Source organism: Arcicella sp. GW822-FHT02H01 (assembly GCF_058802005.1).
The window spans coordinates 1,464,750-1,480,291 of record NZ_JBXANT010000001.1 but is presented as its reverse complement, the minus strand read 5'-3'; the positions used below and the strand labels follow the sequence as shown (position 1 = coordinate 1,480,291).

The 15,542-nt window shown below is 36.4% G+C and carries 7 protein-coding genes; 5 read left to right on the top strand and 2 right to left on the bottom strand.

Annotated features, from left to right (window positions below; translation table 11 throughout):
- Positions 1–188 precede the first annotated feature (188 nt).
- The 5 genes from AC1RNE_RS06405 to AC1RNE_RS06385 all read left to right on the top strand — a co-directional run bounded on the left by AC1RNE_RS06405 (position 189) and on the right by AC1RNE_RS06385 (position 13,804).
- A complete protein-coding gene (locus AC1RNE_RS06405; protein WP_492800193.1) occupies positions 189–1,328 on the top strand; it encodes a DUF4249 domain-containing protein in 1,140 nt (379 codons plus the stop codon).
- 83 nt (positions 1,329–1,411) lie between these two features.
- Positions 1,412–4,657 carry a VCBS repeat-containing protein gene (locus tag AC1RNE_RS06400; RefSeq protein ID WP_492800192.1) on the top strand — a complete coding sequence of 1,082 codons (3,246 nt, stop codon included), beginning with the start codon at positions 1,412–1,414 and terminating at the stop codon, positions 4,655–4,657.
- A gap of 152 nt (positions 4,658–4,809) precedes the next feature.
- Positions 4,810–6,879, top strand: coding sequence for a glycoside hydrolase family 97 protein (locus tag AC1RNE_RS06395; protein WP_492800191.1), 2,070 nt, complete (start codon positions 4,810–4,812; stop codon positions 6,877–6,879).
- 44 nt (positions 6,880–6,923) lie between these two features.
- Entirely contained in the window at positions 6,924–10,241 is a 3,318-nt protein-coding gene (locus AC1RNE_RS06390) for an FG-GAP-like repeat-containing protein (protein WP_492800190.1), read from the top strand.
- A 176-nt stretch (positions 10,242–10,417) separates the two neighbouring features.
- Positions 10,418–13,804 carry a VCBS repeat-containing protein gene (locus tag AC1RNE_RS06385; protein ID WP_492800189.1) on the top strand — a complete coding sequence of 1,129 codons (3,387 nt, stop codon included), beginning with the start codon at positions 10,418–10,420 and terminating at the stop codon, positions 13,802–13,804.
- A gap of 149 nt (positions 13,805–13,953) precedes the next feature.
- On the opposite strand, the gene porT is transcribed toward AC1RNE_RS06385, so the two are convergent.
- The gene (gene porT / locus AC1RNE_RS06380; protein WP_492800188.1) at positions 13,954–14,706 is read right to left on the bottom strand and encodes a type IX secretion/gliding motility protein PorT/SprT; all 753 of its coding nucleotides are present in this window, start codon (positions 14,704–14,706) and stop codon (positions 13,954–13,956) included.
- On the bottom strand, positions 14,655–15,377 hold the full coding sequence (gene ubiE / locus AC1RNE_RS06375; RefSeq protein ID WP_492800187.1) for a bifunctional demethylmenaquinone methyltransferase/2-methoxy-6-polyprenyl-1,4-benzoquinol methylase UbiE: 723 nt from the start codon (positions 15,375–15,377) through the stop codon (positions 14,655–14,657). Before ubiE ends, porT begins: the two co-directional genes overlap by 52 nt.
- Between the last annotated feature and the right edge of the window lie 165 nt (positions 15,378–15,542).

The window sequence follows — 15,542 nt, the reverse complement described above, 5'->3', positions numbered from 1 at the left end:
TGAGTTATCAGCTTTGAGCGAATAGCAATTAAAGATATTCTAAGCTATTAGCTTTAAGCAATGGGTTTTGAGTCAGTATTAGGTTGAAAAAAAGACAATATGTCTCTTTGGAATAGGGAGCCAATTGTTCGTGTTTTTACAAGTCATTTGGTTCTTATAGCTTATAATTTCAAATTTAAATGGTGGTTATGAAGCGTTTTATCATATATTTTTTACTATTTTCAGTGGGTTTTTGGTCTTGTATTACTGAAATACGAGACTTTGAACAGATAGATAGTGCCGCTTTTCTGACGGTAGAGGCTACGCTGTCAAATCAAAAAGGACCACATAAAGTAGTGCTTTCTTTTTCGTCGCCCAGTATTACGATTAATGTGGATAATGTGCCCGTAAAAAATGCACAAGTATTTATCACTGACGATAAAGGAGGACGAGAAAATCTCACAGAAACGGATAATGGTATTTATATCACGTCCGCTACTTATCATGGTATTGTGGGCAATGCTTATACCTTACACATTAATTTATCTAATGGAAAAAAGTATGAATCTAGTCCTGAAATATTAAAAGCTGCTCCAGCTATTGATACTGTTAAGTATCAATTTAGCGTAAAAGATAATTATCCCTTAACGGATGCCAGAAGCGTAGGGTTTGATGTAACGCTTGATTTCAAGGATTCGCCCGAAGCTGATAATTATTATCAATGGAAATGGACGCATTACGAACGTACTGTCTTTTGTGCCAGTTGCGAACGTGGTTATGATTATTCTCTAAAGAAATGTAGTATAGAACAGAATTTTCCACAAGGGCAAACTTTTCCAGAATTGATAAATTATGGTTGTAATGAAACCTGTTTTGATATTTCGTTCAATGAAACGTACAATATATTGTCGGATAAATTGATGAATGGACAACAGGTGACCAATTATCCGATTGCGCGTGTGCCATATAACAATAAAAGTATCTATTATTTAAAAGTAGAACAACGAGCCATTTCTGAAAAGATGTTTCGATATTTTAGGAGCATCAAAGATGTTACCCAAGGTTCGGGAACGCTTTTTGACGTACCCGCCGAAACACAATTTAGTCCGAATATGGTTTCTTTGAGTGATCCTAACGAGAAAATCCTTGGTGCTTTTCAGGTGTTTGGTTCACAAGAAAAGATTATTTATGTGGATAGACAAATAGGTACTTTAAATTACTCACCTGTATTGGTTGTTTATCAAGGAAGAGTATTGCCTCCTCCACCAGGTGCTATCAGTGGCCCCAAGGCTTATTGTGTAGAAGGAAAATACAGAACCAAGACTGAGCCAGAGGCTTTTAAAGAATAACATTCAATAGCTATAAGCTTTGAGTCATTAGCCATTAGATTTGTAAAAAAAACAGTATTGATATATAAAATTTTACCCTTTGGATGAGCAAAAAAGACATTATATATATAATCATAGGAGGTCTATTCCTATTGTTTTTGGATGCCTGTAAACAAGATAAGACACTTTTTGAACAAGTAAATGCTGAAGAAATTGGAATACAATTCGCTAACAATGTTCAAGAATCTGAGAAGGAAAATATCTTGAATTACGAATATTTTTATAATGGTGGCGGTGTAGCTGCCGGAGATTTTAATAATGATGGATTAGCGGATTTGTATTTTACGGGTAATCAGGTTGAGAACAAATTATACCTAAACACTACTAAAGAGAATAAACTAAATTTTGAAGACATTACGACCAAAGCGGGCGTAACGGGAAGAAAGGGAGGATGGAAAACAGGAGTAAGTATTGTTGATATTAATGCCGATGGTTGGCTAGATATTTACGTGTGTTACTCTGGACTTAGAGAGATTAGCTTACGCAAAAACCAACTGTTTATTAATAACCATAACCTTACTTTCACGGAAAAAGCGGAGGAATATGGATTAGCTGATTCAGGTTATTCTACACAGGCTACTTTTCTCGATTATGATTTGGATGGTGATTTAGATTGCTTTCTCATCAATCATAATTTAGGAGGTTATCAACGCAAGGAGGCCGCTGTAATGCGTAATGCACGAGATGAAAACGCAGGAGATAAACTATTCAGAAATGATACTAAACTAGGCGAAGCACCACATTTTACAGATGTTTCTGCTGAAACAGGCATTAAAGGAAATCCTTTAGGATTTGGCTTAGGCGTTTCTGTGGCGGATGTGAATCAAGATAGTTATCCAGATATTTATGTTACCAACGATTATGTAGAAGATGATTATCTATACATCAATCAAAAAGATGGCACTTTCAAAGATGAATTGCGTGATAGAATTGAGCATACTGCCTATTCCGCGATGGGGGTTGATATTGCCGATGTAAACAATGATGAATTGCCAGATATTTTTACACTGGATATGTTGCCAGAAGACAATGCCCGCCAAAAGTTATTATTATGGTCGGATAGTTGGAATACCTACGATGCACAGTTGCGAAATGGCTTTTGGCATGAGAATATGCGCAATATGTTGCAAATGAATTTGGGAAATGGAGCATTCGCAGAAATTGGACAACTATCAGGCATATCGAATACAGATTGGAGTTGGGGAACGCTTTTAGCAGATTTTGATTTAGATGGCTACAAAGATATTTTCGTGAGCAATGGTCTCGGGAAAGACTATACCAATGCTGATTTTATTAAATACTTTAGCGAGCAAGAGGAAAATGGGATTAAAAAGCCTATGCTAGAGCATTTACAACAAATGCCCACGAGCCAAACGAAGAACTATATTTTTAGAAATAACCATGACCTGACTTTTTCTAATGAGCAAAAAAACTGGGGCTTCGATACGCCCACAGTAGCAAGTGGAGCAATTTATGCAGATTTAGATAACGATGGTGATTTAGAAATCATCACGAATAACCTGAATGAAACTGCACATATCTACAATAACAAAAGCATTGAAGATAATACTAATGCTAAATTTCTGAGAATTCACCTAAAAGGGAATGTGTTAAACCCTTTTGGCATTGGCGCTAAAGTAAGTATCCGGTCAGGTGAAAATGTACAGGTTCAAGAAGTTACGGCGACACATGGTTTTCAGTCGAGTGCGATAACGGATTTGCTTTTTGGTATAGCCGAAACAACAAAGCCTTTAGAAGTAATCATTGTTTGGAGTAATGGCAAATTGCAGAAAATTACAAATCCTGTAGTAAATCAAATGTTGGTAGTAGAGGAGAAAAATGCTGTAACAGCATCTAATCCAGTATCGAAAACTGAAGATGTTTTGTTCACTGCGACTGAATCACCAGTATTTTTTCCAGCGATAAATCCGATTAATAATTTTGATAGACAGGTAATGTTGCCTACTCATTATTCATATTCTGGACCAAGAATGGCAGTAGGAGATGTGAATGCAGATGGCAAGAAGGATGTATTTATCTGTGGAACAAAACTACAAGCTGGAGCATTTTTCTTACAAAATGCGAATGGGAGTTTTACTAAAAAAGAATTGCCAAATCTTGCCCCTAAGTTTAATCAAGATGCTGTAATCGCAGATTTTAACGGAGATAAATTCCCAGATTTATACATTACGAATGGCAATTATGGGAATGCGCAGTATGAAGAGCAAAACGACGAATTGTGGCTAAATGATGGCAAAGGAAATTTTCAGAAGAGTATCTCTTTTGAAGACCAAGCCAATACTTCATGTGTAAAAGCTGCTGATTTTGATAAAGATGGTGACATCGATTTATTTGTAGGAGGACATATCAAGCCCAATAGATTTCCAACGGAGGAAGAAAGTTTCTTATTGAAAAACGATGGTAAAGCGCATTTTACAAAAGTATCATTAGGCATTTTAGGATTGGTGACAGATGCTACTATCATAGATACTGACAAAGATGGTTTTGACGAAATAATTGTAGTAGGAGAGTGGATGTCGCCAGTATTATTAAAGAATAACAAGAACTTTCGTTTTACTCAGACAACCCTAGGCGTACCATCGGGTTGGAATTACAGGATTGAAAAGGCAGATTTAGACAATGATGGTGATGAAGATTTGGTGTTGGGAAATCTTGGAACAAACACCCAAATAAGGGCATCACAAGCGGAACCAGCCTTTTTAATATATGATGATTTTGACCAGAATGGAACGATGGATTTCTTCTTAAATTATTATATTCAAGGGCAACCATATCCAGCTTGTTCAAGAGATGAAATGGCAGAGCAGATTCCTGCATTAAAGAAGAAGTTTCCTAATTATCAGGTTTTCTCGGAAGCTAAAATGGAGGATTTTTTTGATGCCAATCAATTAGCAAAAGCCAATAAGAAGGAAATTGTTAATTTAAAAACCATCGTCCTTGAAAACAATAAAGGTGCATTTGTCGCTCATGAATTACCCCTTCAAGCACAGTATGCCCCTGTATACGCTATTTCGATAGAGGATATTGACCATGACGGAAAGAAAGATTTATTATTGGCAGGAAACAACAGTAAATTTAGATTGAGAATTGGTAAGGTAGATGCCAATTATGGCGTAGTTTTGTTAAATAAAGGCAATTTTAGCTTTACAAATCTCCCCGTTACAAAATCAGGCTTGTACTTACGTGGCGATGTTAGAGAAACCAAAGCTGTAGATAAATTTCTGTTTGTTGGCGTAAACAACGATAAGTTGAGAGTTTTTAAGCTTTAAGCTGTTAGCAGTGAGCAATGAGAGAGCAGTAAGACTGAAAAAAAAAACAAAAAGTAAAATGCTCATAGCTCATAGCTCATAGCTCATAGCTCATAGCTCATAGCTTAAAGCAAGAAGATTAACCATTTTTATCAATAATAAAATTATAATCAATGAAGTATTTAGGCACATTTCTGATGGTGCTTTGCATTTCTTTTGTAGGCATAGCACAAAAAGTAATTGAATTAAATTCGCCTGATGGTCGCCTTAGGCTACATGTTTCTCTTCAACAAAAAGGAGAAATTACGTATGATATTCGCCTTAAGAATGCTGTTGTGATAAAGCCCTCCTCGCTAGGATTTAAACTAAGTAAGCCCGCTTTATTACTTAATCATTTCAACATAGTTTCTGTTGATACCTCCACCCATTATGATACATGGACACCCGTTTGGGGGGAAGTCAAAACCATTACCAATCATTATAAAGAAGTAAAACTGAAGCTCAAAGCCGTCAATGCAGGTAATGTACTCTTGCAAATTGTGTTCAGATTATTTAATGATGGCGTAGGATTTCGCTATGAGTTTCCTGAGCAAGCTAACTTTAAACACTTCGTGGTTGACGAAGAATTAACACAGTTTAATTTGGCAGGAAACAATAAAACCTTCTGGATTCCAGGCGACTATGATACCAATGAATATTTATACAATACCACCAAGCTTAGTGATATACACGCACTAGCGGCAGCACATAAAGAAAAAGACATAGCGCTGCAGTCATTAATAGCGGATAATGCTATCCAAACGCCTTTGATGATGAAAACGCCAGAAGGGATTTATGTAAACATTCACGAGGCCGCTTTGGTGAATTATCCAGTAATGCACCTATTGGCTGATAGAAAGAATTTCAAACTTACTACACACCTTACTCCTGATGCAGTAGGCAACAAAGCGTATTTGCAAACGCCTGCCAAAACCCCTTGGCGAACCATCATTATCAGTGATAAAGCGATAGATATTTTGGCATCCAAAACGATTTTGAATCTAAACGAGCCTTCTAAAATAGAAAATACATCTTGGATAAAACCACAGAAATTTATTGGAATGTGGTGGGAAATGCACGTTGGTAAAGCTACTTGGGAAAAAGCCAGTGGAAAACATGGTGCTAATACAGCTAATGTAAAGAAATATATTGATTTTGCCTCTGAAAATGGCTTTGACGGTGTTTTGGTAGAGGGCTGGAACGAGGGTTGGGAAGACTGGTTTGGTAATTGGAAAGAAGAAGTATTTGATTTTGTAACGCCTTATGCTGATTATAACCTAGATGAATTGCTAGCCTATGCCAAGCAAAAAGGCGTAAAATTGATTATGCATCATGAGACTTCGGGTTCAGCGACCAACTATGAACGTAGAATTGATAAGGCTTTTCAGTTGATGAACGAAAAGGGCATCAATACAGTAAAAACAGGCTATGTAGGTAAAATTATTCCGAGAGGCGAACACCATGACAGTCAGTGGATGGTGAATCATTATAACAGAGTGGCTGACAAAGCGATAGATTATAAAATCATGTTAGAGGCACACGAGTCTGTTCGTCCTACAGGGTTACATAGAACATATCCAAACTGGTTAGCCAATGAAGCCGCCCGTGGAAATGAATTTAACAATGCCCCAACTTTGGGATTAGTCCCCGAGCATGAAACCATCTTACCGTTTACTAGACTCATGGGCGGGCCGATGGATTATACCCCAGGTTTTTTTAGAATGCACTTGAATCAGTTTGTACCCGAACGTAAAACTAGGGTAAGAACGACTATCGCCAAACAATTGGCCTTGTATGTAACCATGTATAGTCCTTTGCAAATGGTAGGCGATTTACCTGAGAATCTTAATGCCCATCCAGATTTACTACAATTTATTAAAGATGTACCTGTGGATTGGGACGATACTAAAATGCTGGAAGCAGAGCCAGGAGATTATATCACGATTGCCCGTAAACAAAAAGGAAAAAATAACTGGTTTGTAGGCGCAGTGAGTGATGAAAATACCCATAAAGCAATCATTAACTTTAACTTCCTGGACAAAGGAACGAAGTATCAAGCCATTATTTATCGTGATGCACCCAATGCCCACTGGAACACTAATCCAGAGGCTTATATCATCGAAAAAGTAATGGTAGATAATAATACCATATTAAATATTAATTTAGCCAAAGGCGGAGGCTGTGCAATTAGTATATTCAAATAAGTTTGACGTTTAACCATCTAACATATTCAAAAACATTATTATCAATGAGCATTTTTCAAAGACTATTTTTTATAACTTTTTTATACCTATGCCTTGCTTGTTCGAGCAAAGACAAAAATACTTTGTTCGAGTTGATGGATGAGAAAGACACAGGAATTGGCTTTAATAACAAGATTGAAAACACCGAGGAGTTCAATATTTTCAATTACCGAAATTTCTATAACGGCGGAGGTGTAGCTGTGGGCGACATCAATAATGATGGACTGCAAGATGTATTTTTTACTTCGAACATGGGGAGTAATAAATTATACCTGAATAAGGGAGGGTTTAAATTTGAAGATATTTCTGCCAAAGCAGGAATTGAAGAAGCCGACAAATGGAATACAGGTGTAGTAATGTTGGATATTAACCATGATGGTCTGTTAGATATTTATGTATGTAATGCGGGAGTGAAAAAGTTTGTAAAACAACAAAAAAATGCACTTTTTATTAATAATGGTAACCTAACCTTTACAGAATCAGCAGCTAAATATGGCTTAGATGAAGGCGGATATACTACCCATGCAGCCTTCTTTGATTATGATATGGATGGCGACCTTGACTGTTATATTCTTAACAACAGTTTTATCCCTGTAAATACCCTCAATTATGCCAACAACCGTGATATGCGTGCGGAAGATTGGCCTGTAAAAGATTTCTTAAAGGGTGGAGGAGACAAGTTAATGCGTAATGATGACGGACATTTTCATGATGTTTCAAAAGATGCAGGTATTTATAGTAGTTTAATAGGCTTTGGCTTAGGGGTAACCATTGGTGATGCCAATAATGATAATTACCCAGATATTTATGTGTCGAATGATTTTTATGAGAAAGACTACCTTTATATCAATCAACATGACGGTACTTTTAAAGAAGAAATCGAGCAACGGATGAAACACATTAGCTTGGCATCAATGGGGGCAGATATGGCTGATGTAAACAATGATGGCTACTCAGAAATTGTTACTACAGATATGCTTCCAAGAGAGGAATATCGTTTGAAAACGACTTCTTCTTTTGATAATCACTATGTATTTAAACTGAAAAAAGACAGAGGATTCTATAATCAGTTTCAGCAGAATAGTCTTCAACTCAATAATCAAGACGGTACTTTTAGCGAAATTGCTAATTATGCAGGCGTCGCAGGGAGCGATTGGAGTTGGGGTGCTTTGATGTTTGATGCTGACAATGATGGTTACAACGATATTTATGTGTGCAATGGAATTTATAATGATGTAATAGACCAAGATTTCATCGATTTCTTTGCCAACGAATTGATTCAAGGGATGGAAGCCAGTGGCGTAAAGAAAAATATTAATACCATTATTGAAAAAATGCCTTCGGTTCCTATTCCCAATAATTTCTTCCATAATACCAAAACCTTGAAGTTTGAAGAAAAAGGAGAAGAGTTTGGTCTGGCTGAACCGTCGTTTTCAAATGGTGCTACCTATGCAGATTTGGATAATGACGGTGACTTAGATTTAGTAGTGAACAATGTAAATATGCCTTGTTTTGTCTACAGAAATAATGCCGACAAAAAAGTTGAAAAGAGCCATTACCTAAAACTTAATTTTAAAGGAGAAGGAAAAAATACTTTTGCGATAGGTACTAAAGCAGATGTTTATACCAAAGGGATGGTGCAAACTCGCTCAGTGATTCCTTCAAGAGGGTTTCAATCAAGTACGGAATATAACTTAACCTTTGGGTTGGGGAACATTACTAAGATAGATTCTATCAAAATCACTTGGCCAGATTTACGAGTAAGTACAGTAAAAAACCCAAAGATTGATCAACTGCTTACCTGTTCTATCAAAGATGCTAAACTTGAAAAAACGAAAGCTAAAGCGGTTACTCCTGCGGGATATTTTGAGGCGGTCAATTCAAGCTTTGATAAACATCAGGAAGATGAATACGTAGATTTTTACCAAGAAAAAAACTTACCTGCCTTATTATCTAAAGAAGGTCCAAAAGCAGCCATTGGCGACGTAAATGGCGATGGTTTAGAAGATGTATATATCTGTGGAGCTAAAGACCAAGCAGGTCAGTTATATCTTCAAACATCTGCTGGTTTCAAGAAATCTCCTCAAAAAGTATTTAACGATTTTGCCTATTTTGAAGAAACAGCCGTATTGTTCTTTGATGCTGATAAAGACGGCGATTTGGATTTATATGTAGGAAGCGGAGGAAACGAAGTACATTTTGGTGAACGAGAATTGATTGACAAACTTTATGTAAACGACGGTAAAGGGAATTTTACTTTCAATTCCAGAGCGATTCCTCAAAATACAACTAACACTGCTGTGATTGCCCCTTATGATTTTGATGGCGATGGCGATGTTGATTTGTTTGTAGGAAGCAGAAGCTATCCTATGGAATATGGTAAAAATCCTCCGAGTTTCTTTTATGAAAATGATGGAAAAGGAGGATTCAAAGACATAGCTCAGGCAGTTAGCCCTGAATTGACGGAATTAGGAATGATTCGAGATGCTTATTGGGAAGACGTCAATGGAGATAAAAAGAAAGAACTAATCGTAGTAGGGGACTGGATGTCTCCACTGATTTTTACCTTGAAAGGTAAAAAACTGGAAAAGTTAGTAACAGGACTAGAAGAATATACAGGTTTCTGGGGAGCTTTAAAAGTGACAGATATTGATAATGATGGTGATAATGATTTGATACTGGGCAATATGGGCGAGAATTTCACCCTAAAAGCTTCACTGGAAGCACCACTGAAAATTTGGGTAAAAGATTTTGATAACAATGGTACTATCGATAAAATCATGACGAAAACCATTGAAGGAAAAGATAAGCCCGTGTTTCTAAAAAGAGAAATGGCAGAGCAGTTCCCAGCCTTGAAAAAACAGATTCTCAGACACTCTGAATATGCCAAAAAAACGATTACAGATTTATTCCCAAGTGAGGTTTTAGAGAATGCCTTGGTTAAAACAGTGAAGTATTGTAAATCAGCAGTGGCCATTAATAATGGGAAGGGACAGTTTACGTTGGTTGAATTGCCAGAAGTAGTTCAAACGTCGTGTGTGAATGCGATAATGTATTATGATATCAATCAGGATGGCTTACAAGATATTATTTTAGGGGGTAATTATACAGGTTTTATTCCGCAATTAGGCATGATTGATGCCAGTCGTGGCAATGTATTATTGAACAAAGGCAAGGGGCAATTCAAGGCATTAACAAACCAACAAAGTGGTTTTGTGATGAATGGAGAAGTAAAACAAATCAGTCCCATCAAGATTCATGGTAAAGTAAACTTCTTGACTTTGTTGAATAATGATGTACCAAAGATTTTTAAATTTAAGTAATTCGCTACCCTATTCTAAATCCTAAAATGATGATAAAACGTAATAATAAACAAATATATTTTTGTTCATTACTATCGATAGTAATAAATAATATTATCCACAGTCACTCTTCTTCAAAGAAGGGAGATGTTAAGTTTAAACCCTTATCACTAGCGAGGGACTTAAGTCCCTCGCTAGTGATAACAATTAGGAAAATTATATTATTTAAAGAGCTATTTTATAAAAATATCATTTCATTTTTAGCATCAGCATTACAGGTAAGGTTAATCGCAATCTTCCTCCTCCTAACCACCCTCTCATGCACTAAAAAAGAGCCTTATGCTTTCGAGTTATTAGAAGCTGAAAAAACAGGAATAGATTTTTCCAATGATCTTACGCCTACTAAAGACCTCAACATCTTTACTTATATGTATTTCTATAATGGCGGAGGTGTTGGGGCAGGGGATTTTAATAATGACGGATTGGTGGATTTATGTTTTACGGCCAACTTGAAAGACAATAAAATCTATCTGAATCGTGGAGGAATGAAGTTTGAAGACATTACCGAAAAAGCAAATTTCAAAGGAGATAAAGGGTGGTCAAACGGAGTATCGATAGTAGACATTAACCAAGATGGCAAATTGGATATTTACGTGAGTCAGGTCGGAGGCTTTGAAAGTCTGCAAGGACACAATTTGCTTTTTGTTTGCAAAGAAATTACCAAAGAAGGTATTCCTGTCTATGAAGAAAAAGCTAAAGAGTATGGCTTAGATTTAGTAGGTTTTGGCACACAAGCCGCCTTCTTTGATTATGATTTGGATGGCGATTTAGATATGTTCCAACTCAATCATTCTGTCCATCAAAATGGTACTTTTGGTGTTAGAAAGGCTTTTCAAGGTACTTTTCATCCTTTGGCAGGCGATAAATTCTTTAGGAATGATGATGGAAAGTTTGTAGAGGTAGCCGAAAAAGTTGGTGTAAAAAGAGACGCCTTAGGCTATGGGTTAGGGATAGGATTAGGAGATGTCAATTTTGATGGTTATCCTGATATGTATGTCGGCAACGATTTTCATGAAAATGATTATCTGTATATTAATCAAAAGAATGGTACTTTTCTGGAAAGTATCGAAAGCTCAATGATGCATACCAGTCAGTTTTCGATGGGTGTCGACCTTGCCGATATTAACAATGACCATTATTCGGATATTATTTCTTTAGATATGCTTCCTTACGACCGAGAGATTTTGAAGCGGTCGGAGGGAGAGGATTCTTATAATACCTTTCGTTACAAACTGAGTTATGGCTATAACTATCAGTTTTCTAAAAACAATTTGCAGGTAAACAATGGCAATGGCACATTCTCAGAAATAGGATTATTTTCAGGTGTCTATGCTACCGATTGGTCATGGTCGCCTTTGTTTGTCGATTTTGATAATGATGGACAAAAAGATTTATTCGTTTCCAATGGTATTCCAAAACGCATGAATGATATTGATTACATCAACTTTATTTCGAATGAAGAAATTCAACGGAAGATGGAATCAAAAACGTTGGATGAAAATGATATTTTGTTGACTGACAAACTACCCGAAATCAAAATTCCGAACAAGTTTTTTATCAATAATAAATCCTTAGAATATCGTGATGCAGAAGCCTTGATTGGCAATAATCAAAACTCCTATTCAAACGGAGCATTATATGCAGATTTAGATAATGATGGCGACTTGGATATTGTCACCAATAATATCAATCAGAAGGCTTTTATTTATGAAAACAAAGCCAACGAATATGCATCAAATAATGCTCATGTACGTGTGTACTTAAAAGGGTCAGAGAAAAACCTCAATGCTATCGGAGCAAAAGTATTAGTTTTCAAAAAAGGAGGTGAGACGATAGCTTACGAGAAATTTCCTGTTAGGGCTTTCCAAGCAAGCATGGAAATTCCGTTGAATATTGGGTTAGGAAACAAAGCTGATATAGATTCAACATATCTGATTTGGCCAGATAGAACCTATCAAAAAATTAACCTTAATTCAGAAAAGGATTCTTTAACGATTACTTATCGGAAAAATCTGCCACTATTTGATTACGAACATTTTAAGCGTAAATCATCTCAAACCTCCACGTTTGCCGATATAGCACATGACCTAAATTTGGATGTAAAACATCAGGAAAATGAATTTAATGAATTTGAGCGTGAAGCCCTGATTCCACATAAAATGTCGGCTGAAGGTCCCGCTTTGGCAGTGGCTGATATTAACCATGATGGTTTAGAGGATATATTTGTGGGTTCTGCTAGAAATTCATTACCTCATTTGTTCCTACAAAATGCCAATGGGAAATTCAAAGAAAGTATTCAGCTAGCCTTCCAAAAAGATAGTGTTTATGAAGAAGTAGATGCCATTTGGACAGACGTAAACAATGATACGCATCTAGACTTGGTAGTGGCCGAAGGGGGAAATGAGTTTTATGGTAAATCCAATTTCTTGTTTCCTAGAATCTATCTGAATGATGGCAAAGGCAATTTATCGGTAAAAGAAGATGCTTTTAATAAAGATATTGCCTTATCGGCTTCCGTAGTTACTCCGTTAGATTTTAACAAAGATGGTAAAATAGATTTGTTTATAGGGGCAAGGTCGGTGCCGTTTTCCTATGGAAAAATTCCAGAGTCGTATCTTTTGCAAAACGATGGCACAGGAAAATTTACAGATGTAACTGATAAATATGCGAATGAATTGAAGACCATAGGTTTGGTGAAAAATGCTATAGTACAGGATTTAGACAAGGATGGTGACCCAGATTTATTATTAGCCTTGGAATGGGATGGAATCTGTGAGATGGAAAACCAACAAGGAAAATTTGTCAAAAAAATGCTAACTACCGAAAAAGGTTGGTGGAATTTTGTGATGCCCTATGATTTTGATAATGATGGCGATTTGGATATTCTTGCAGGTAATCTCGGACGTAACAGTCGATTAAAGGCAAGTGTTAATGAGCCTATAAGAATGTATGTGAGTGATTTTGATAAAAACGGTACGACTGACCAAGTATTGAGTTATTACCTCGGAGGGACAGAAGTGATGTTTGCCAACAAAGCCGAAACACAGAAGCAATTTCCGTTTACCAAAAAGAAATTCCTTTTAGCCAAAGATTTTGCCAAAGCTAGCATTGCAGATATTGTAGGACAAAGTGAACTTGCTTCGGCTAAGGTTTTTGAAGCCAATTATTTTGATAATGCCATTTTAGTAAATGATGGCAAAGGAAATTTTAGTTTACAGTCGCTTCCAGCCAAAGCACAGTATGCCCCTTTTTATGCAGCCCAAATTATTGATGCCAATGGCGATAAACTGCCAGATGTATTGATGCTTGGGAATTTCTATGATTGTAATATTCAGATGGGTCGATGCGATGCCGACTATGGAACGGTTTTAATTAACAAGGGCAATTGTAAATTTGAAGCAGAACAACTGAACGGCATCCAAATAAAAGGACAAGTAAAGCGCATCAGAAGTATTAAGGTAGGTAAAGAAAAGCTGTTTTTAGTGGCAAGGAATAATGAGAGAATGATGGCGATTAGATTTTAATTGTGAATGAGTGAGTTGTGAGTTAGTGAATTGCAATAAAATCAAAGAACCCGAAAATTGTTGGTTCAATTTTCGGGTTCTTTGATTTATGTGTGATTGATATTTTTTAAAAATCACTCATTCACAATTCACTAACTCACAACTAAACATTACTCAAACATCAAATACAAAGTAACACTATGTGCATTCAATCCTTGGATGTCTCTTGCATAGTTATTCACACTTGGTGGAATAAACAGATTGGTTAATCCATGCGAGAACCTGAGTTCAGGCGTAAATTTAAAGTACTTAAAAAACTGCTCGAAGCCTATACCATATTCTAGCGAAAGGTCGGCTGTTCTAGTATCCAATTTTCTCGTTGAGTTAGCATTTTTCCTGACGTTGGTTTCCATACCAATTTTTACACCAGCATCTACATACATCCTAGAGTTCCCCCTCCGCATCGATTTATATTTCAATAAAATCGGTATTTCCAGCCAAGTAGATTCGCGTAATTCTGGTGGAAAATCAGGAGAATTAGTAAAACGATAATTTAACTGACGACCATACAAGGCAATATTAATCCCCGATTTTAAATCAAATCGGTCATTTAATTTAAGATTCACTAATCCGCCCACTTGAAAAGAAAAGTTACCAGGAGAAACAATTGTTACAGCTGTATCACCAGGTGCCTTAAAATTTGCACTATGGGATATATTGAATCGGGATGAACCAAAACCAAATAAAAAGCCAAAGTGCACGGCTTTATCATCGTAAAATTCATCGTAAACTCGCTTGTAGTCATAACGTTGCGCCTGTGCTTTGTTGATAGTGCTCAACATAGCTACACAGGCAATTACTACAAAAAGTATTACTTTCTGCCGATATAAATAGTACTTATTCCGAAAGTGAGTGGTAAGCATTGGGTTCTGTTAAAACCTGCACGTTGGAATACTTGGATAAAATCGTTTCCATCTGGAAATGCTTGTACTGAATCATGCAGATATGTATAAGCAGAGGTATCTTTTGAAATGATTTTACCAACTACGGGCAAGATATATTTAAAGTAAAAATTATATAGCTGTTTAAATGGAAAAGCAGACGGCTTCGAAAATTCAAGAACGATACAAGTGCCATCTTTTTTCATAACACGACACATATCTGTAAGTCCTTTTTCAAGATTCTCGAAATTACGCACACCAAAACTAACGATAACGGCATCAAAAGTATTGTCCTCAAAGTTTAATCTTTCAGAATCGCCTTTTTGTAATTCGATGATATTATCGACGCCAAGTTTCTTGATTTTTTCACGCCCTACATTGAGCATCCCTTCTGAAATATCTACACCCACAATTTTCTCAGGTTTTAATGCCAAAGCCTCAATGGCAAAATCGCCTGTACCTGTGGCAATATCCAAAATAGTTTTTGGGGCAGATTTTTTTAATAATTTGACGGCTTTTTTACGCCATAAAATATCAATACCACCGCTCAACAAATGATTTAAGAAATCATATTTGGGTGAAACATTATCAAACATCTGAGCTACCTGCTCTTTTTTGCTTGCACTTTGCTCTTTGTAAGGAACTACGCTCATTATGTTGCTATGCGGACAGCCTTGTCCGTCGGATTGATTCTATCTTAATAATTTTACAAAATTACCATACTATCCCGAAATAACATCTTGTTTGAAAATATTGTTTCTAAGATATCACAAACGTTGTCGGAATAATCAGTATTATTACTATGAAACTGTTTAAGC